Raw genomic sequence first — 20,798 nt, 5'->3', positions numbered from 1 at the left:
TCTAAACAGATTTCATGTATCAACCTGTCGCATTATTTATTGGCCTGCGTTATATGCGCGGGCGTGCATCTGACCGCTTTGGTCGGTTTGTTTCATGGCTTTCTACCATTGGCATCACTCTGGGAGTGATGGCATTGATCACCGTGCTATCTGTGATGAATGGTTTTGAGCGCGATTTGCAGAATAACATTTTGGGGCTGATGCCACAGGCGCTAATTACCACGCCACAAGGTTCTCTTGACCCGAACAAAATGCCTGCTTCATCACTGCAATCACTGACTGGCGTCACTGATGTCGTGCCATTGACCACCGCCGATGTGGTGTTACAAAGTGCGCGCAATCTAGCCGCAGGGGTGATGCTGGGCGTTGATCCTAATCAGCATGAGCCTCTGAGTGACTACCTGGTCAATGTGCACCTAAAGGATTTACAACCGGGGAGCTACAATATCATCCTCGGTGAGAAATTGGCCGGTCAATTGGGGGTTAAACGCGGTGAAACACTGCGTTTGATGGTGCCGAGTGCCAGTCAATTTACCCCTATGGGGCGTATTCCCAGCCAGCGCTTGTTCAATATTATTGGAACATTCGCCGCTGACAGTGAGGTGGATGGCTATCAAATGTTGGTTAATCAGCAGGATGCATCACGTCTAATGCGCTACCCCGCGGGTAACATTACTGGCTGGCGTTTATTCCTTTCACAGCCGCTGACCGTCGATAGCTTGAGTCAACAAGCTTTGCCCGAGGGAATGGTATGGAAAGATTGGCGCGAGCGTAAAGGCGAGCTTTTCCAAGCAGTTCGGATGGAAAAAAATATGATGGGGCTGTTACTTAGCCTGATTATTGCTGTCGCGGCCTTTAATATCATTACCTCGCTCGGCTTGTTAGTGATGGAAAAACAGGGCGAAGTAGCTATTTTACAAACCCAAGGGCTAAGTCGCCGGCAAATTATGCTGGTGTTTATGGTGCAGGGGGCTACCGCTGGGGTGATTGGTGCCTTGCTGGGTGCTGGGTTTGGCATCTTACTGGCCAGTCAATTGAACACCATTATTCCGGTTCTCGGCTTATTGATTGATGGTGCCAGCTTGCCGGTCGAGATTAACCCGATTCAGGTGACCGTGATTGCTTTATTGGCGATGGCGATTGCTTTGCTTTCAACGCTTTACCCTTCCTGGCGCGCTGCCGCCGCACAACCTGCCGAGGCTTTACGCTATGAGTAATCATCCTTTATTACAGTGCTTAAACCTGTGTAAACGCTATCAGGAAGGCCAATTGCATACCGACGTATTGCGCAATGTGTCGTTTACCATTGAAGCCGGTGAGTTGATGGCGATTGTCGGCAGTTCTGGTTCGGGTAAAAGTACCTTATTACATTTGTTAGGCGGGCTGGATTCCCCCACCTCCGGCGAAGTGATTTATCAAGGGCGCTCACTGAATCAAATGTCCTCTACCGCAAAAGCTGAGTTGCGCAATCGCGAATTAGGTTTTATCTATCAATTCCACCATTTACTACCTGATTTTACCGCCTTGGAAAATGTGGCGATGCCGCTACTGATTGGCGGTGCGAAACCGAGTGAAGCACAGGATAAAGCCCGTGCCATGTTGGCGGCGGTGGGGTTGGAAAAACGCAGCAAACATCGCCCGTCGGAGTTATCTGGCGGTGAACGCCAGCGGGTGGCGATTGCGCGTTCACTGGTTAATAATCCGTCGCTGGTGCTGGCCGATGAGCCGACCGGTAACCTTGATCAGCGGAATGCCGATAGCATCTTTAATTTGTTAGGTGAATTGAATGTTCGTCAAGGGACGGCATTTTTAGTCGTCACTCACGATCTGCAATTGGCTAAACGCATGAGTCGCCAGTTAGAAATGCGTGATGGTCAGCTACAGCAACATCTGACGTTGGTGGGGGCGCAATAGTGGCGATGGGCATGGGCGTTTCGCCACTTTCACTGTTAATCGGTTTACGTTTTAGCCGTGGTCGCCGTCGCGGCGGCATGGTATCACTGATTTCGGTGATATCTACCTTGGGTATTGCTCTGGGTGTTGCGGTGCTGATCGTCGGCCTAAGTGCAATGAACGGCTTCGAACGTGAGCTAAAAAATCGTATTTTGGCGGTGGTGCCTCATGGTGAAATTGCTGTCGTCAATCAGCCATTTAGCGGCTGGGCACAAACTTTACAGCGGATTGAAAAAGTGCCCGGCATTGTGGCGGCGGCACCTTATATCAAATTCACCGGCTTGATTGAAAATGCCACTCAATTACGTGCGGTAGAAGTCAAAGGGGTTGATCCTGAAAGCGAGCAGCATCTCAGTGCATTACCCAGTTTTGTCCTTGACCATGCTTGGGATAATTTCAAGGCCGGCCAGCAGCAGATTATTTTAGGTAAAGGTCTGGCCGATGCGCTGGGCGTGAAGCAGGGGTCATGGCTGACGGTGATGATCCCCAATAGCGACCCTGAGATGAAATTGCTGCAACCTAAGCGCATTCGCTTGCAGGTAGCGGGCGTTTTTCAATTGAGCGGGCAACTGGATCATAGCTTGGCATTGGTGCCTTTAATTGATGCCCAGCAATATCTGGATATGGGTGACAGTGTCACTGGTATAGCCATCAAGGTCGATGATGTCTACAACGCCAACCAACTGGTGCGCAGCGCCGGTGAGGCTTCCAATGCTTATGTGTATATCAGCAGTTGGATTGGCACCTATGGCTATATGTATCGCGATATTCAAATGATCCGTACTATCATGTACTTAGCTATGGTGCTGGTGATTGGTGTGGCCAGTTTTAACATTGTCTCCACACTGGTCATGGCCGTTAAAGATAAAAGCAGCGATATTGCAGTTCTGCGCACATTAGGGGCTAAAGATGGCCTCATTCGCGCCATTTTTATGTGGTATGGCTTGCTAGCGGGGCTTATCGGCAGTGTTAGCGGGGCGGTGGTGGGGGTGATTGTTTCTTTGCAATTAACCAATATTATCCGTGGGCTAGAAAAGCTGGTGGGGCATCAATTTTTGTCGGGCGATATATACTTCATCGACTTTTTACCGTCAGAATTACACTGGTTTGATGTGGCCTGTGTGCTGGCAACCGCGTTGGTGTTGAGCTTAATTGCCAGTTGGTATCCGGCTCGTCGTGCCAGCCGTATTGATCCGGCGCGGGTGTTGAGTGGGCAATAGTTGAATGGGCAAGAAAAATCTAAAAATAAGTCAAACTAACAATAATTTCTCTGAACAATAATGGGTAAGGGCAAACTTATGTATTACGGTTTTGATATGGGTGGCACCAAAATTGAGTTAGGTGTTTTTGATGCTAACCTGCAACGAATCTGGCATAAGCGGGTTCCTACGCCGCGTGAAGATTATCGGCAACTCCTGCAAACATTGCAGGAGTTAACGCTGGAAGCTGATGAGTTTTGTGGGGTTAAAGGCAGTGTGGGTATTGGTATTCCCGGCTTGCCAAATGCGGATGATGGCACGGTGTTCACGGCGAATGTGCCCGCAGCAATGGGCCAATCCTTACAAAGTGACCTTTCCACATTAATTGGGCGCGAAGTTCGCATTGATAATGATGCCAACTGCTTTGCACTGTCTGAAGCCTGGGATCCTGAGTTCCGTGGTTATCCTACGGTATTAGGGTTGATTCTTGGCACGGGTGTTGGCGGCGGTCTGATTGTGAATGGCAGCATTGTCAGTGGGCGGAACCATATCACCGGCGAATTTGGTCATTTTCGTTTGCCGGTAGATGCACTGGATATTCTGGGTGCCGATATTCCACGGGTGCCTTGTGGCTGTGGTCATAACGGCTGTATTGAGAATTACATTTCCGGGCGCGGCTTTGAATGGATGTATAAACACTTCAATCAGCAATCCTTGCCCGCGACTGAAATCATTGCTAACTATAATTGCGGTGAATCTAAAGCCGTGGCGCATATTGAGCGCTTTATGGATGTGCTGGCGGTATGCTTGGGCAATTTATTAACCATGCTAGATCCCCATCTGGTGGTCATTGGGGGGGGATTATCCAATTTTGAGAAAATTTATCAGGAACTTCCAAAACGTTTACCCCAGCATTTATTGCGAGTAGCCCGATTGCCACGCATTGAAAAAGCGCGTTATGGTGATGCGGGCGGCGTTCGTGGGGCGGCGTTCCTGCATTTGTCTGAGCGGTAGTTAATCAATAGCAAATAACAATACCTAAAATAGAGGCAAAAGGTTATGCGCATACGCCATCGGTTGTGTCGGTTTCGTAAGAATAAACACTTGCGGCATCAACGTTTTCGCTCCCGTATTTTTCATCGAGACAGTGCTGCAACTTCAGAAATGAAGAAGCCGTTTGTGGTAGTTCTGACGGGGGCTGGCATCTCGGCTGAATCAGGTATTCGGACTTTCCGTGCGGCGGATGGTTTGTGGGAAGAGCATCAGGTGGAAGATGTTGCGACCCCGGAAGGCTATCGCCGTGACCCTGAACTGGTTCAAGCTTTTTATAATGCACGCCGTCGCCAGTTACAGCAGCCCGACATTGCGCCGAATGCTGCCCATTTTGCACTCGCTGATTTGGAAGCGGTGCTGGGTGATAACTTTGTGCTGGTTACTCAGAATATAGATAATTTGCATGAGCGGGCGGGTAGTAAGCGCGTTATTCATATGCACGGCGAGCTACTGAAAGTCCGCTGTACGCAGTCTGGTCAAGTGCTGGACTGGCCGGGTGACCTCAGTGCAGACGAGCGCTGTCATTGTTGCCAATTCCCATCGCCCTTACGCCCACATATTGTGTGGTTTGGTGAAATGCCGATGGGAATGGATGAAATTTATCAGGCGCTGGCTGAAGCTGATTTCTTTATTTCGATTGGCACCTCCGGGCATGTCTATCCCGCTGCCGGGTTTGTTCATGAATCTAGCTTGCACGGCGCTCATACCGTCGAGTTAAATCTGGAGCCTAGCCAGGTTGAGAGTCAGTTTGATGAAAAACACTACGGTTTAGCCAGCAAAGTGGTGCCAGAATATGTGCGCGAATTTTTAACCACCCGTGGCGAGAATCGCGAAGGCGACTAATTACCCTGCTTAATTGGTGCCGCAGCGTTGCTAGCGGCACTTAATCATTAATTCAAACACTCAGTGTCGTACCTATATTGCTTTTTTATTCTGACTTAAGTTTGTCTAAAACTGACCTGACGCAATATTTGATGGTGATCACTTCCCCATAATGATATTCACTATTATGAAGGTGGGAACCATGGACAAATTACTCGACCGCTTTTTCAACTATGTCTCTTTTGATACTCAAGCAAAAGCCAATGTAAAATCCGTGCCGAGCACTGAAGGGCAGCGCAAGCTGGCTCTGGCGTTGCAACAGGAGTTGCAGTCGCTGGGTTTTTCTCAGGTTAATTTGAGTGACCACGGCTGTGTGATGGCAACATTACCCGCAAATGTTTCCTGGTCGGTCCCCACGGTTGGCTTTATTGCTCATCTCGACACCTCACCCGACTTCTCGGGGAAAAATGTTAATCCACAGATTGTAGAAAACTACCGTGGTGGTGATATTGCTTTGGGAATCGGTGATGAGGTTCTGTCCCCGGTCATGTTCCCCGTCCTGCATCAATTGCTTGGGCACACCTTGATTACCACTGACGGCAAGACCCTATTAGGTGCGGATGATAAAGCGGGTATTGCAGAAATTATCACCGCCATGGTGCGCTTAAAGCACAATAATGTTCCTCATGGGGATATCCGGATCGCATTCACGCCAGATGAAGAAGTGGGGAAAGGGGCGCGTTTCTTTAATGTGGCTGAATTTGATGCCCAATGGGCTTATACCGTGGATGGCGGCGGTGTCGGCGAACTTGAGTTCGAGAATTTTAATGCGGCTTCGGTGACAATAAAAATTGTCGGTAACAATGTTCATCCTGGGAGTGCTAAAGGGGTGATGGTGAATGCACTGTCGCTGGCAACCCGTTTCCATCAGGAATTACCGGCGAATGAAACCCCTGAATGTACAGAGGGTTATGACGGATTTTATCATCTGCAAAGCATTAAGGGCACGGTTGAACGGGCAGAAATGCACTATATCGTGCGCGATTTTAACCTCGATGGATTTGAAGCTCGCAAGAAAAATATGGTGGATATCGCCAAGCGGGTTGGTAAAGGTTTACACCGTGACTGTTATATCGAAATCGTTATGGATGATAGTTATTACAATATGCGTGAGCATATTATTAAGCATCCACATATCATTGAGATAGCACAACAGGCGATGCGTGATTGCGATATCACGCCTATTATGAAGCCAATTCGCGGTGGCACTGATGGCGCTCAGTTATCTTTCATGGGCTTACCTTGCCCCAATATCTTTACCGGTGGCTATAATTATCATGGTAAACATGAGTTTATAACCCTGGAAGGAATGGAAAAAGCGGTGGCGGTTATCATGAGAATTGCTGAATTGACAGCAAAACGGGCTAAAGAGTCATAAGATTATCCATCACACAAAAATGTTGAGATTAATGACAAAGCTATAGATCACGCAATGAGTGAAAGGGTAACCGCACCTCGTAGCTCTCCGGCAACTTACGTCGCCACGACCCCAACAGCACGTTTCCCTTTCATTTGACTTTGTCAGCAGTCTGATGCCCCGTTTATCGGGGCATTTTGTGTAATAAGACCGAAATATTAGTCGTTAAAATACCAATAGCCGCTGTTCACCAGTGTGGTCAGCATGGCGAGGAAAGACGGATCTTCCAGCGCATCACCCAACTTCTGCGCATCAACACTGAAGTGTTGGCATAATGCATCGGCGGCTGATAAGTGCGGTGTATTAATCAATTCACCATTAGCAAAACATTGGTCACCAATACGCAGAACACGCAGGCCGGCAAGACGTTGTAATTCTTCACCTTGTTGGAGTAATTCATAGACATCCCCTGCTTGATAAGGGGGTTCTGGTGGGGCGATATCCAACTCATGGCGTGATTGAGAAATAAATTCGCCAAACCAGTTTTGGAACTCTTCCGGTTGCTGGACTAAATCGAGCATCATAGTGCGAAGTTTATCGACTTCTTGTGGCAGCACTTCAGCAGGGTGGTCCCGCAATTGCAAGTCCGGATCACTGTAACGGTAACTGCCCAACTCGCGAGAAAGCACATAGTCAGCAAAACCGCTGACCAGTTCACGGCCATTAGGTGCACGGAAACCGACCGAATAATTCAATGCATTTTCAAGAGCATAGCCTTCATGAGGGAAGCCCGGTGGGATATAGAGAATATCGCCCGGTTCCATTTCTTCATCAATAATGGCGTCGAATGGGCCGACTTGCAGCAGGTCTGGATGGGGGCAATGCTGCTTCATTTCCGTTTTCTCACCGACCCGCCAGCGACGACGGCCCGTGCCTTGAATGATAAAAACGTCATATTGGTCAAAATGCGGGCCAACACCCCCACCAGGGACCGAGAAAGAAATCATTAAATCATCCATTCGCCAGTCAGAAAGCTTGCGGAATGGGCGCATTAAGGCGGCTGCGGGTTCATGCCAATGATCAACCGCCTGTACCAACAGCGACCAATTAGTTTCACCTAAGTGATCAAAACTCTCAAATGGGCCATGACTCACTTGCCAGCGACCCTCTTCATGGCTCACCAGACGACTATCGACTTCATTTTCCATTGCTAGACCAGCAAGCTCATCAGGCGAAAGAGGGTCAATAAAGTTTGTAAAGCCACGTTTGAGGAGGACGGGGCGTTTCTGCCAATAGCGCTGCAGAAAATCGGGCCAATCGAGATTGAGTTGGTAATCCATGTTTATTCCAGGATAGGGGGTGAACTTGCCTGTGATTATAACGGATGCCTGCCATTAGTATCAGGGGTTGACGGGCAAATTTTATTAATCAGCGTGATAATCATTTTGCTGGCCAAAGGTCACCATCATCCGTGCTCCACCTAAGTGGCTTTCAGTGATGGTTATCTTACCTTGATACTGTTCAATAATTTCAGCTGCAACAGACAATCCAAGCCCTTGCCCCGGGCGTAAAGTGTCCACACGTTGGCCTCGTTGGAAAATTAATTGCCGTTTACTTTCAGGGATGCCCGGCCCATCGTCGTCAATGACAATAGTGAGCTGCTTCTCTGAGTGGAGGGCGGTTATTTCGACAAATTCCAGGCAATATTTGCAGGCGTTTTCCAGAACATTGCCCATCACTTCCATGAAGTCATTCCTTTCGCCCAGGAAAGTCACTTCAGGCGAGATATCCAACGTCAATACCACGCCTTTGCGTTGATACACTTTATTCAGCGCACTGCACAAGCTATCGAGTAGGGCAGGAACAGAATGAATTTCACGAATCAATACGTTATGTTCAGAACGCATGCTGGCCCGATGCAGATAATAACCAATTTGCTGAGAGATACGACTTATCTGCTCGAGCATGATAGGTTCGACCTCTTCAATGGTTGTTTGCTTACCGGTGCGTAAAGAGCGCAAAGTTGTTTGCAATACTGCCAGAGGCGTTTTTAGACTATGAGTCAGGTCTGAGAGTGTAGTGCGGTATTTGGTATAACGCTGGCGTTCATTGGTGAGCAAGATATTAAGATTTCGCACCAAACTTAGTAATTCACTAGGAGGATTCTCATCTAATTGTTCGCGTTCACCTTTCTCTAACTGATTGATCTGGCTGACCAGCGCCTTAATCGGTCTTAGGCTCCAATAGGCAGCAAGCCAAAGCAAGGGAACAACCAACAGTAAATTCGCCAGTAAGACATAGCTAAACCAGTTCCAAACCAAGTCTGAGCGCTGTAATTCCTGCGGGATAGTATCGACAACTACAATGGTGAGTTGCGGTAAGCGGGATGTCGCGGGATAAGTATTAACGGATATGGAGTGAGTCAACGCGCTGCTGTCAGTATCGTCATATTTTTTGAGTTGGTCTTGCGCTTTCGGATTATCACCCAGCATCATGCTACTGATATGTGTTCCGGTATCCAACTCATAAAATCCCGGTTTTTGTAACCAGCTTTTTTCGATATGAGACTCAAGTTCTGGCACATGCCGCTGACGCCACAAAATATTGCCATCTTTATCATAAATCAGAACCAGCGTTGGGATATTCAGTTCAAGCTCTGGTGGCACTGAGATACTAAGCTTATTATTTTGCCATTGGGCCAGACTGAAAAATAAGTTACTTTCGCCGCGATGTGCTCTGAATGTATTTTTATCAAAACTGACAATATAGCCGACGACGGCGACCATACCATAAGATAACGACAGCGCCAGAATGACGCCCGCTGTCGCCATAAGAAACCGTGCGCGAAGAGAGAAGGGTTTGTTATTTTTCCTGAGCATGATGTCTAGTTGGCGTCAAAACGGTATCCCTGACCACGGATGGTCGTAATCACCTCTCCTTCATGTTTTGCCTGCATTTTTTTACGCAAACGCCCCATTAATACGTCAATAGTGTGGCTTTCACGTAGTTCTGCATCAGGATAGAGTTGCAGCATTAATGTATCTTTGCTGACGACTTTTCCAGCATTACGAATAAGGGTTTCAATGATAGTGTATTCGAAAGCGGTGAGTTTAATCTGTTGCTGATTGACGCACAACTCTCGCCGTGAGAGATCAATCTGAAACGGAGGGAATTCAATCACCTGAGAGGCTAAACCAATATTGCGCCGCATTAATGCCTGCATTCGCGCAATGACTTCCTCCAGATGAAAAGGTTTGGTCACGTAATCATCGGCACCAGCTTCCAGCACTGCAACTTTATCTTGCCAACTTTCCCGTGCTGTTAGCACCAGAATCGGCAGGTTCGTCTGATGGCTGCGCCAGCGACGGATAAGGCTCAACCCATCTTCACCCGGTAAACCAAGATCAATAATGGCGATATCAGGAGCATGCTCTTGCAAGAAATAGTCTGCTTCTTTGGCGTCTTCTGCGGCGTCTACCTGATGGCCCATCTCACGCATTTGCACGGTAAGATGGTGACGCAACAAAGCATTATCTTCGACAACTAAAACTCGCATACCACATTCCTCGATAAGACATTAATCGGGTAATTTAATATTACCCGACAAATAAAAATTAAAACAGTAAGTTAGAAAGCGTAACGCAAACCTACTTGCATTGCCTGATCACTGACTTTCCAGTTATGGTAGGTATAACCCACTTCAGCCGCGAGGCTTTTTGTTAGAGCATAGCCTGTGGTTACCCGTGCTTCATGGAAGGCGCGGTCGTCATATCTGGCCAGACGGTAGGCAATGTCCAGGCTAATATCTTGTGATAATTGACTTTTGATTCCAACTTCACCGGTAGCGCTATTGTAACTATTAGTTTTTTCACCGTTTTTGCTGGCATCAAATACCATGGCGCGGCGACTGCCGCCGACCAAAGTATAAAAATCAATATTAGGTGAGAATGTCCAATGGTAGCCCAGGCCTAATACGGCCTCCGCAAGACCCCGATCACTATTGGCAATGCTGCTTATACGGCCATCAATAAACAAATCGTTATCAAAACCATAGCCACCATTAAGATAAATGCCACCCATGTCACGGTCGCCGATCTGGCTGTAATTACTCTGATTAAATTGCTTATCAAAACGTTCATTACTACTGATTGAACCATACTGCAGGCCACCCGCGACATAAGTGTAATCAGCGGCAATAGCGGTAGTACAAGTCCCTATCAGGGCGAGAGAAAGTAGTGTTTTCTTCAACATAATGAGAATAGCTCCAGTGATTGTAACGTCCTTTTGACATCATCAGTATTATCAATGACAACAGCTAAACCGGGGCTAAACAGGGGCAGTACGCGGGGAATAAGAAAAATAGGGGGTTATACAGGTGGCGTTGATTCACCACCTGTATTTGAGATTAAAGCATTACTTCAATTCATCAACCATCGTCGTGGCGCGGCCAATATAATTAGCCGGGGTCATGGCTTTCAACCGGGTTTTTTCTTCTTCCGGCAGTGCGAGACTGTCGATAAATGTTTGCATACCAGCAGCATCAACACGTTTTCCGCGAGTCAATTCCTTTAATTTTTCATAAGGTTTTTCAATGCCATAGCGACGCATGACGGTTTGGATAGGTTCAGCCAACACTTCCCAGTTATGGTCCAGTTCTTCCAACAGATGCGCTTCGTTGACTTCCAGCTTACTAATGCCTTTCATCGTCGCCTGATAGGCAATGGCGGCATAGCCCAGCCCAACACCCAAGTTACGCAGCACTGTAGAGTCTGTCAGGTCACGCTGCCAGCGCGAAACCGGGAGTTTGCTGGCTAAATGACCCAGTACCGCGTTGGACAGGCCCAGATTGCCCTCGGAATTCTCGAAATCAATAGGGTTCACTTTATGTGGCATGGTGCTGGAACCAATTTCGCCAGCGATGGTTTTTTGTTTGAAGTGATTCAAGGCAATATAACCCCAGATATCACGGTCAAAATCGATCAGAATGGTATTGAAACGCGCTATACAGTCGAAAAGTTCAGCGATGTAATCGTGCGGTTCGATTTGTGTGGTGTAGGGGTTCCAATTGATACCCAGTGAAGTGACAAAACTTTCACTGAACTGGTGCCAATCAACTTCAGGATAAGCCACGATGTGAGCATTATAGTTACCCACTGCGCCATTGATTTTGCCTAAAATTTCCACTTGTGACAGTTGGCGGAACTGGCGCTCCATACGGTAAGCTACGTTCGCAAACTCTTTACCGATGGTGGACGGTGTTGCCGGCTGGCCGTGAGTACGGGAAAGCAGCGGCAAATCACGATGTTGGTGAGCCAGCGCTTTAATCGAATCAATAAGCTGACGCCACATCGGCAACACCACATCCTGACGGGCGGTTTGCAGCATTAGGGCGTGCGACAGGTTATTGATATCTTCTGAAGTACAAGCAAAGTGAATGAATTCTGACACTGCATGCAGCGCTGGAACACTCTCCACTTTCTCTTTCAGGAAGTATTCGACCGCTTTTACATCATGATTCGTAGTGCGCTCAATGGTTTTGATGCGCTGTGCATCCTGTTCATTGAAATCTTGCACTATCTTATCGAGGTAAGCGTTTGCGTCGGCATCAAAAGCCGGGACTTCTTTGATTTCTGCACAGGCGGCCAATTTTTGCAGCCAACGTACTTCGACCTGCACACGGAATTTCAGCAAACCGAATTCGCTAAAGATTGGGCGCAGTGCGCTGACTTTATCGCCGTAGCGCCCATCAATAGGGGAAACGGCAGTCAGTGAGGATAATTCCATTGGTGGCAACTCCTGATAAAGAATGTCAATTATGAGCAAGAATACTCTGCGCCTGCTTAAACAGACGATTTCGCGAGAACATTAACTGCAAGCGGCTTCCGCCGACTTGTTGCCAAAGCACGGCTGAGCGGATCCCCGCCAGCAGGGTGGCACGAATTTTTGCCTGCACCAATGTGCTTTGTAAAATAGCCGGAGAGCCAATAACTTGAATGCGTGGGCCGAGAGGGCTGATAACATCGGTATAAATAGCCGCCAGCGAACTCATCATGGTTTCAGATTCGAGATCGAAATGCGCCAGTTGGCGATCAAGCTGACTGATACGGTCACCTAAGGTATTCATGGCCGATTTATTGGCATTGAGTTTTCTTTCAAGCACCATGAGGCTCAGGGTATAGCGAGTCAGCTCAGCTGCCGGCCCCTGTCGGTTGGCGTTTAACACACTTTGCAGTGTTTCCAACCCCATTTTTAGGGATTGCTCATTACCGCCATATACCGCCAAAGTTGACGGTGGATTGGTTTGCAACAACCCACCCAGCATGGTGCTCAATGCATCATTATCGCATTGGCCTTCATGAGCCAATTGTTGAACCAAGCGAGCTGACTGGCAGATTCCTGCCAATGCCAACGTAATATCATAATAGTTTTTCGCCACGGTTACTCCTGTAAACATTCTGGTTCACGTATGGGTTGAATTAGTTTGCGGCTGAACCAATCAGCGGGTAACGCTCTTCAATAATACCGCCACCGAGGCAAACTTCGCCTTGATAGAAAACAGCCGACTGACCGGGTGTTACTGCCGCCACGGGTTCATCAAACCGAACCTCAACACGCTCGTCATCCAAAGGTGTAACGGTGCAAGGAATGTCCTGTTGACGATAACGGGTTTTCACCACACAGCGGAAAGCGGCGGTGACCGGTTCTCTATCCACCCAATGCAACTGTTGAGCAATCAGACCGACAGACATTAAACGCGGATGTTCGTGCCCCTGTGCTACCAACAGGATGTTATTGGCAACATCTTTATCCACAACATACCATGGGTCATCGCCACCTTCTTTGGTACCGCCAATACCTAAACCTTTGCGTTGGCCCAGCGTGTGATACATCAAACCCTGATGTTCACCCACATGTTGGCCATCTACGGTCATGATTGGGCCGGGTTGAGCGGGCAGGTAGCGGCCGAGGAAATCACGGAATTTGCGCTCACCGATAAAGCAGATGCCGGTAGAGTCTTTTTTCTTGGCGGTGACCAGGTCAAGTTGTTCAGCAATGCGGCGAACTTCAGGTTTTTCTAATTCCCCAACGGGGAACAGGCTCTGAGCAAGCTGTTCGTGACTTAAGGTGTAGAGGAAATAGCTTTGGTCTTTATTGCCATCAAGGCCACGTAGCAAACGGCTTTTACCCTCAACATCCTGACGACGGACATAATGACCGGTAGCAATATAGTCCGCGCCCAAGTCTTCGGCGGCGAATTCCAGGAAGGCTTTAAATTTGATTTCTTTATTACACAGAATATCGGGGTTGGGGGTACGCCCGGCTTTGTATTCCTCAAGGAACAATTCGAACACGTTATCCCAATATTCTGCGGCAAAATTGACGGTGTGCAACTCCATGCCCAGTTTGTCGCATACTGCTTGAGCATCGGCCAGGTCGGTCGCTGCAGAGCAATATTCTTCGCCATCATCCTCTTCCCAGTTCTTCATGAACAAGCCGGCAACTTGGTAGCCCTGCTGCTGAAGCAGGTAGGCGGAAACGGAAGAATCGACACCGCCGGACATACCGACGATTACTTTTTTCTGGCTGTTATCTGACATGGGAGTCTCACTAACGTAAATACCTAAAGCCCCTGCGATGGCGGTGGCGGATGATATTATCCGACTCATTGCTCAGCGCGGGTGAGGCATTATAAAAACAAGCGCCGGATTTTATCACGTTGTTTGCTTCACTGCATGGTTGTTTGCTTCACTGCATGGTTGTTTGCTTCACAGCATAGTTGATCCTCAGCCTGAACAAAATTAGCTGAGTAAATCAAATCTGCTGTTTATAGTGGCCAGTTAAATGAGCCAACCAGATCAAGCGAATAGCGCTCGGGCTGTTGGTAACACCGGATACTCTCAGCAACCAGTGGCGAGCGTAAATTATCTGATTGCAGTATTTCATCCGCAGTGAGCCAGTGGCAGCAGTCGATATCGTCATCTTGCGGCGCTGTGGCTACGGGCTCTTTCAGCTCAATCACAAAAGCAAAACGGAGGAACGGGGTTTTATCCGGCGCAATCCACTGATGCATACGCAAAAAAGATTGCGGGTTGGCCCGAATGCCGGTTTCTTCCCACAGTTCCCTTTCTGCGGCCTGCACCAGGGTTTCATCGGCCTCTAAATGACCCGCCGGTTGATTCCATAACTTTTTGCCGTTGATAGTTTCCTCAACAACTAAAAATTTCCCGTTAGCATGCACGACACAAGCCACAGTAACATGAGGCTTAAACATAGTTTATCTCCTTCCATTCGCCGGGCTGTAGGTCGCCTAAGCTTAAATTTCCCATACTAAAACGTATCAGACGCAGGGTAGGGAAGCCAATATGGGCGGTCATTCTGCGAACTTGCCGGTTGCGACCCTCAAAGAGGGTTATTTTTAGCCAGCTAGTGGGAATGGCTTTGCGCTCTCGAATCGGCGGATTACGCGGCCATAACCACTCAGGTTCACTGACTAACTCGGCACCCGCAGGTAAAGTGGGGCCATCTTTTAAGGTCATCCCAGTTCTTAACTGGCTGAGTGCATCATCGCCCGGCACACCTTCGACTTGCACAAAATAGACTTTACCGGTTTTCTGGGCGGGTTGCGTGAGCCTGGCTTGCAATTTGCCATCATTGGTTAAGACCAACAAACCTTCGCTATCACGATCGAGTCGGCCCGCCGCATAAACATCACTAAAAGGGATAAATTCCTTCAAAGTTGAGCGCCCAGACTCATCAGTAAATTGCGGTAACACATCAAAAGGCTTGTTGAATAACAGGACGCGACGTGGAGCAATCGGCTTGACTTGTTTCGCCTGTGTCTTGGTGCTGAATCGGTTAACTTTGTGATTTTTAACAGAGAATTTATTCATGATTATTGCGATTCCGAATGATTAGCGCATTATACCTCAATCTGTTTCGGATTGGCGTGGAACGAATATTCAAGTAGTATTGACACGAATCTTACAAGGCATTAACAAAATTGCGCTGAAGGAGAGGTTGATGGAAAGCAAAGTAGTGGTTCCGGCAGAAGGTAATAAAATTACTGTCGATGCTCAGGGTAAACTGGTTGTTCCGCATAATCCGATCATTCCATTTATTGAAGGTGATGGTATTGGCGTCGATGTGACCCCAGCCATGATCAACGTGGTAGATGCTGCGGTTAAGAAAGCCTATAAAGGTGAGCGTAAAATCTCCTGGATGGAAATCTATACCGGTGAGAAATCAACTCATGTTTATGGCAAAGATGTTTGGCTGCCAGAAGAAACATTGGATCTGATTCGCGAATATCGCGTTGCTATTAAAGGTCCATTAACCACGCCAGTGGGCGGCGGCATTCGTTCTCTGAACGTTGCTTTGCGCCAACAACTCGACTTGTATGTGTGTCTGCGCCCAGTGCGTTATTACGAGGGGACACCAAGCCCGGTAAAACATCCTGAATTGACCAATATGGTGATTTTCCGCGAAAACGCTGAAGACATCTATGCGGGTATCGAATGGAAAGCGGGTTCACCAGAAGCTGAAAAAGTGATTAAGTTCCTGCGTGAAGAGATGGGTGTGAAGAAAATCCGTTTCCCTGAACAATGTGGTATTGGTGTGAAACCTTGTTCAGAAGAAGGGACTAAGCGCTTGGTTCGTGCTGCCATTGAGTACGCGATTACCAACGATCGTGAATCAGTCACTCTGGTTCATAAAGGCAACATTATGAAATTCACCGAAGGCGCATTTAAAGACTGGGGTTACCAGTTAGCGCGTGAGGAATTTGGTGGTGAGCTGATCGATGGTGGCCCATGGGTTAAAATTAAGAATCCAAACAACGGTAAAGACATCATTATTAAAGATGTTATTGCCGATGCTTTCCTACAACAAATTTTGCTGCGCCCAGCGGAATATGATGTCATCGCCTGTATGAACCTGAACGGCGATTACATTTCTGATGCCTTGGCTGCACAAGTCGGCGGTATCGGTATTGCTCCTGGCGCTAACATTGGTGATGAATGCGCCTTGTTTGAAGCAACCCACGGCACTGCACCAAAGTATGCGGGTCAGGATAAGGTGAACCCAGGTTCTATCATTCTGTCCGCAGAAATGATGCTGCGTCACATGGGTTGGTTCGAAGCTGCTGATTTGATTATCAAAGGCACCGAGGGCGCAATTCAGGCCAAAACCGTGACTTATGATTTCGAGCGTCTGATGGAAGGCGCTAAGTTACTGAAATGTAGTGAATTTGGCGATGCCATTATTCAACACATGTAATTCAGCAAGTTAAGCTATATCTCACGGGGGCGTCCGCTTCCGTGAGTTTTTGTTCCCCCTCAATTACCTCACAAACTCTGCTGCAGTAAATTCAGCTAATTCTGCAACTTTGTGGATAAATCAATGAGTGAGCTGTGACCCGCCATAATAATATGAAGAAAATATTTGACTGGTCAGGTTAACTCTTTATCCTTTACGGCAAAGTTATTTAGCATATGTATTTCATTTAATCACCAGAACTTAAGAAACTATAAATATTTTTTTATTTTCTCTCTTAAAACAGAGGTTTATATTGTGACGAAGGATGTAGAAATCGTTAAAGCACGGCATCCGTTAGATAAGCAGCATATCAAACTGACTTATGTAACCCATTTTTACTGTAATCAGGGAAATATGGATTCCGTTGAGTCTTTGTTGAAGGAATATGAATCTTACCCTGACGATATTAAGGATGCGGTAGAGTTTGTCATTGTCGATGATTGCTCTCCCTTAGAGTATGAAGTAAAAGATTATGATTTGAATTTCACGTGGTTAAGAATAACCACTGATATCCCGTGGAACCAAGCGGGTTCCCGTAATCTGGGTGTCACTTATGCTAAATCTGATAAAATCATCATTACTGATTTAGACTGTTTGCTGCCAGAAGATACGCTGCGTTATCTGGTTAATGCGCGTAACCCTGGGCGCTCACTGTATCGTATCTACCGTACAGATGAAAAAACCGGCAAAGCCTACCGCGGTCATCCCAATTTATTCTTCATGTCCAGAGCTAGATTCTTCAGACTTTATGGCTATGACGAAGAGTTTGCCGGCCATTATGGTTCAGAAGATTATCGTTTTGTGAAGTTCCATAAAGATCATGGCACCACACCTCGCTATCTGCCGAAGCAATATCGCTGTATTGAGCGTAATGTTGATAGGAAGAAAAGCTACCATTCTCTGGATCGTGATTTGACGCACAATGCGCCTATTGATGATCGCAAGAAGAATGAAATTGCTCTCTTTGGTGCGGAATATGGTCATAGCCGAATATTCCTTAACTTTAATTGGGAAATCAAAAAAGTGCATTCACGCCCACCAACAGTCCCCGAACGTAAGGGCTGGTGGCGGCCATTATGGTGGTTCCGTTACCTGTTCCGTTCACTCGCGGCATAACGGCATTTATCTAAAATATTTCTCATAGCCAGTCAGTGTATACTGATTGGCTATGTCATAGATTAGGGCTGCGATACTGGGTACCAGTGTGTCACGCGGCTTCTCTTGGTTATTAATCTGAAGTGAGTGACTTATGATTTCTCCTGCTACCTTGCCCAGTTCACCGCCAGCGCATCGCTATGTTGGCATGTTATCTTGTGTAACTGCATTTTTATTAGGTATTGGTGTACCCACTTCTAATTTTATAATGAACTTGTCGATGGTATTGGCTTTAATCTGTTTACTGCTGAGCCGCGATACACGTTATGTGAAAGTTTTAGTCAAAAACCCGCTGATTTGGTTACCGGCAATTATGTTTTTGCTGCTGGCAGTATCTTTGCTATGGCAGCACAATTTGTACGGTAAAGTGATGGTCGGAAAATATTCCAAGCTGTTGTATATCTTGCCATTAGCGATGTTTTTTATTCTTTCTCGCTCACTTGCCCGCTATTTTGCCAAAGGTTTTTTATTGGCCAATGCCGTGATCCTGGCCGCCAGTCTCTGGGTCGGTGTCCTTCATATGCCGTTGGGTCATATTGACCCCTTAAATCCGACAGTATTTAAGTTACAAATCACACATAACTTCTTTATGGCATTAGCTGCGGTGATATGGCTTTCTTTAGCATTCCGCAGCCATGGGCTTAAGCGCTGGGGCTATGCGCTACTGGTGTGTCTGGCGGTCTATAACATTGTGTTTATGGTGCAGGGCAGAACCGGCTATGTTGCCTTGGTGGCTGCTTTTGGGGTGTGGGCGCTGCTGTCATTATCAACCCGTCAGCGTTTGGGGATGCTGGTGGGCGCATTTATCATCGCAGCGATCGTGCTTGTGGTGCCAAACCGTGCAGTTGAACGGCTACAGCAAGGTGTCACCGAGGTTCAAACCTGCTTGTCGGCCACCCACGAGGAGGATAAAAAATCTTGCGACAGTTCGATGGGAATGCGCACGTCATTCATACTTGAATCTGTAAGGTTGATAGAGTCAGCGCCTGTTTTAGGGCATGGCGCTGGGGGCTTTTGGCTCAGTCTTTCACAAAGCGAATATAGCATAAATCCGCATAATGAATATTTAATGCAAACTGTGCAATCCGGAATCGTCGGTTTAGCTTTATTCCTCGGGTGGATGTGGTGTTATTTCCGTTCTGCCTGGCGTTTACCAACACACATTAGAAATGTGTTGGTGGCTTTGCTCTGTGCTTATTTGGCTTGTCACCTATTTAATTCCTTCTTACTCGACTCTTCAGAAGGGCACTTATTTATCATCCTTACGGCGATTGTGGCCAGTTATTCAGCACTGCCGCCTAAAGAACGCGAAGAAATAGAGCAAACAGAATAAAACTCGGAATAAAGAGTGTGTTAAATCTAGAGAGCAGGTGCCCACAGTGGCACCTGTTTTTTATCCATTTAGTTTGATACTTCCTGCGGCGAGCTAAAGTTTAAGTTGTTGTATCCCTCTTGAAAACCAAACAACTCAAACAACTCATAAGCCGTTGAATACATATGATAGGGCGAAAAAAACAACCAGGCAAAAAGTGAGAATAAAATCATAATGACAACCAGTAGGATTTTATCAAGTAGCACTTTTTCTCCTTATATTATTTGAGCCAATAAACTTGTCACATTGACTCATTATGTCAACTGCGCACTGTTGCATAACAATAACGTAAACCATATTAAACGCATGGGCAGGGTTAACGAATGTTAAGTGATCTTCGTCACGAAATTGAATTGTTAACGTTAACATTGGTGATTAACATCACGAAATACACGAGATATTGTATCAATATAGAGGATGAAAAAGAGCCGAAACCAAAACGACTTTTCTGTTATGGGCATAACAGAGCTGCGTTGGCATTAAGTGGATGCTCGCTCCAGTAATGGGCAAGGCAATCGGTGTATTAATCGTGATTCCCGCCTTTCAATTAAATGAAGAGCAGCTTCCCGACCAATATCATAATGAGGCTGTTGCACCGTAGTCAGTGGCGGTAGAAATAGCTCTCCGATACCGGCCATATTGTCATACCCCACTACCGCAACTTGCTGTGGGATGGTAATACCTTTCGCTAAAAGCACTTGGTAGGCCAGGAAAGCGATGCGGTCATTACCACAAATAAGCACATCAAAATCAGGTTTCCCGTTAGGGCAGTTGCGCTCTAAGAGAGAAATAACATCCTGATAATGCTCATCTCCCCACGCCAAGTGGTGCTGACGTAACTGCTCCAGTGGTAAGGTAGATTCTCGCCATGCTTTTTCCACGCCCGCGCGCCGAGCTTTTCCCGCCAGCGAACTCTCAGGAAGATAGAGACACAATGGCCGCTGATAACCTCGGCGCAGCAGCAATTTCAGCGCCTGATATTGACCATCAAAGTCATCAGGAATGTAGCTGGGGATTGTATTATTCTCGCTGACACAATTAGCTAGCACAATATTCTTATCCCGAAGACATTCAGGGACAGTGACCTGTTGTAGCCTCATTGAGGCAAAAATAATGCCATCGGGGCGCTGGGCCAGCAGTTGGTTGACCGCGCGTTCGCTGTCTTCGTGTGAAGTTAGATTGACCAGAAAGCTATTCCAGCCAAATTCGCGTGCCGTCAACTCAATGGACAGTAATATCTCGACCGAAAACGGAGTGGTGGCGGTATCGCGCGCAAGCACGGCGAGAGTCGAGGTTTTGGTGGTGTTGCCCCGCATTTTTCGGGCAAAGAAATCAGGTACATAATCGAGAGTTTCAATGGTTTGCATGACTCGCTGATAAGTTTCTGGTCGCAATTGTTCTGGGGCATTGATTGCCCGAGAAACCGTCATTAATGAAACTGACGCCAGATTTGCCACTTCTTTCAGCGAAACCATTACTTTCCTCGATAGATTATATTACCGCTTTGATTGGT

Annotated in this window: 19 protein-coding genes; 9 read left to right on the top strand and 10 right to left on the bottom strand. The window is 47.2% G+C overall.

Annotation, left to right across the window (positions count from 1 at the left end):
* Positions 1-14: 14 nt before the first annotated feature.
* The 6 genes from lolC (at position 15) to pepT (ending at position 6,465) form a co-directional block, all read left to right on the top strand.
* The gene (gene lolC, locus OVO64_RS00905) at positions 15-1,217 is read left to right on the top strand and encodes a lipoprotein-releasing ABC transporter permease subunit LolC (protein ID WP_050291262.1); all 1,203 of its coding nucleotides are present in this window, start codon (positions 15-17) and stop codon (positions 1,215-1,217) included.
* Positions 1,210-1,914, top strand: coding sequence for a lipoprotein-releasing ABC transporter ATP-binding protein LolD (gene lolD, locus OVO64_RS00900; protein WP_038632310.1), 705 nt, complete (start codon positions 1,210-1,212; stop codon positions 1,912-1,914). Before lolC ends, lolD begins: the two co-directional genes overlap by 8 nt.
* Positions 1,915-1,925: 11 nt before the next feature.
* Positions 1,926-3,173 (top strand): lipoprotein-releasing ABC transporter permease subunit LolE, encoded by a 1,248-nt coding sequence (gene lolE, locus OVO64_RS00895; protein ID WP_038639464.1) that lies wholly within the window; start codon positions 1,926-1,928, stop codon positions 3,171-3,173.
* Positions 3,174-3,251: 78 nt separating this feature from the next.
* Complete coding sequence (gene nagK / locus OVO64_RS00890; protein WP_267248529.1) at positions 3,252-4,166, top strand: N-acetylglucosamine kinase; 915 nt, start codon at positions 3,252-3,254, stop codon at positions 4,164-4,166.
* 45 nt (positions 4,167-4,211) lie between these two features.
* Positions 4,212-5,048 (top strand): Sir2 family NAD+-dependent deacetylase, encoded by an 837-nt coding sequence (gene cobB / locus OVO64_RS00885; RefSeq protein ID WP_005170642.1) that lies wholly within the window; start codon positions 4,212-4,214, stop codon positions 5,046-5,048.
* A 181-nt stretch (positions 5,049-5,229) separates the two neighbouring features.
* Positions 5,230-6,465: a peptidase T gene (gene pepT / locus OVO64_RS00880; RefSeq protein ID WP_050291260.1), complete on the top strand. Its 1,236-nt coding sequence runs from the start codon at positions 5,230-5,232 to the stop codon at positions 6,463-6,465.
* Positions 6,466-6,662: 197 nt separating this feature from the next.
* On the opposite strand, the gene OVO64_RS00875 is transcribed toward pepT, so the two are convergent.
* From OVO64_RS00875 to rluE, 9 genes are all read right to left on the bottom strand, one after another.
* Positions 6,663-7,784: a cupin domain-containing protein gene (locus OVO64_RS00875; protein ID WP_038632317.1), complete on the bottom strand. Its 1,122-nt coding sequence runs from the start codon at positions 7,782-7,784 to the stop codon at positions 6,663-6,665.
* 84 nt (positions 7,785-7,868) lie between these two features.
* Positions 7,869-9,323 carry a two-component system sensor histidine kinase PhoQ gene (phoQ, locus tag OVO64_RS00870; protein ID WP_038632319.1) on the bottom strand — a complete coding sequence of 485 codons (1,455 nt, stop codon included), beginning with the start codon at positions 9,321-9,323 and terminating at the stop codon, positions 7,869-7,871.
* A gap of 5 nt (positions 9,324-9,328) precedes the next feature.
* Positions 9,329-10,000 carry a two-component system response regulator PhoP gene (phoP, locus tag OVO64_RS00865; protein WP_004389792.1) on the bottom strand — a complete coding sequence of 224 codons (672 nt, stop codon included), beginning with the start codon at positions 9,998-10,000 and terminating at the stop codon, positions 9,329-9,331.
* A gap of 71 nt (positions 10,001-10,071) precedes the next feature.
* The gene (locus tag OVO64_RS00860; RefSeq protein ID WP_038632321.1) at positions 10,072-10,695 is read right to left on the bottom strand and encodes an outer membrane beta-barrel protein; all 624 of its coding nucleotides are present in this window, start codon (positions 10,693-10,695) and stop codon (positions 10,072-10,074) included.
* Positions 10,696-10,857: 162 nt separating this feature from the next.
* Positions 10,858-12,228 carry an adenylosuccinate lyase gene (purB, locus tag OVO64_RS00855; RefSeq protein WP_050291259.1) on the bottom strand — a complete coding sequence of 457 codons (1,371 nt, stop codon included), beginning with the start codon at positions 12,226-12,228 and terminating at the stop codon, positions 10,858-10,860.
* A 25-nt stretch (positions 12,229-12,253) separates the two neighbouring features.
* A complete protein-coding gene (hflD, locus tag OVO64_RS00850; RefSeq protein ID WP_038632325.1) occupies positions 12,254-12,880 on the bottom strand; it encodes a high frequency lysogenization protein HflD in 627 nt (208 codons plus the stop codon).
* A 40-nt stretch (positions 12,881-12,920) separates the two neighbouring features.
* Entirely contained in the window at positions 12,921-14,042 is a 1,122-nt protein-coding gene (mnmA, locus tag OVO64_RS00845) for a tRNA 2-thiouridine(34) synthase MnmA (RefSeq protein ID WP_038632327.1), read from the bottom strand.
* A gap of 227 nt (positions 14,043-14,269) precedes the next feature.
* The gene (locus OVO64_RS00840; protein ID WP_038632328.1) at positions 14,270-14,716 is read right to left on the bottom strand and encodes an NUDIX hydrolase; all 447 of its coding nucleotides are present in this window, start codon (positions 14,714-14,716) and stop codon (positions 14,270-14,272) included.
* A complete protein-coding gene (rluE, locus tag OVO64_RS00835) occupies positions 14,709-15,335 on the bottom strand; it encodes a 23S rRNA pseudouridine(2457) synthase RluE (protein WP_267248528.1) in 627 nt (208 codons plus the stop codon). Before rluE ends, OVO64_RS00840 begins: the two co-directional genes overlap by 8 nt.
* Before the next feature lie 130 nt (positions 15,336-15,465).
* Between rluE and icd the strand changes: the two genes are divergently transcribed.
* The 3 genes from icd (at position 15,466) to OVO64_RS00820 (ending at position 19,246) form a co-directional block, all read left to right on the top strand.
* Positions 15,466-16,719: an NADP-dependent isocitrate dehydrogenase gene (icd, locus tag OVO64_RS00830; protein WP_050291258.1), complete on the top strand. Its 1,254-nt coding sequence runs from the start codon at positions 15,466-15,468 to the stop codon at positions 16,717-16,719.
* A 294-nt stretch (positions 16,720-17,013) separates the two neighbouring features.
* A complete protein-coding gene (locus OVO64_RS00825) occupies positions 17,014-17,874 on the top strand; it encodes a glycosyltransferase family A protein (RefSeq protein ID WP_050291257.1) in 861 nt (286 codons plus the stop codon).
* A 151-nt stretch (positions 17,875-18,025) separates the two neighbouring features.
* Positions 18,026-19,246, top strand: a complete 1,221-nt coding sequence (locus OVO64_RS00820) for an O-antigen ligase family protein (protein ID WP_072089000.1) — start codon at positions 18,026-18,028, stop codon at positions 19,244-19,246.
* 518 nt (positions 19,247-19,764) lie between these two features.
* Here OVO64_RS00820 and OVO64_RS00815 read toward each other — a convergent pair.
* Entirely contained in the window at positions 19,765-20,760 is a 996-nt protein-coding gene (locus OVO64_RS00815; protein WP_038632338.1) for a LacI family DNA-binding transcriptional regulator, read from the bottom strand.
* Between the last annotated feature and the right edge of the window lie 38 nt (positions 20,761-20,798).

This window comes from Yersinia sp. Marseille-Q5920, assembly GCF_946902935.1.
Taxonomy (GTDB): domain Bacteria; phylum Pseudomonadota; class Gammaproteobacteria; order Enterobacterales; family Enterobacteriaceae; genus Yersinia; species Yersinia rochesterensis.
This window is presented reverse-complemented; position numbering and strand designations above follow the sequence as displayed.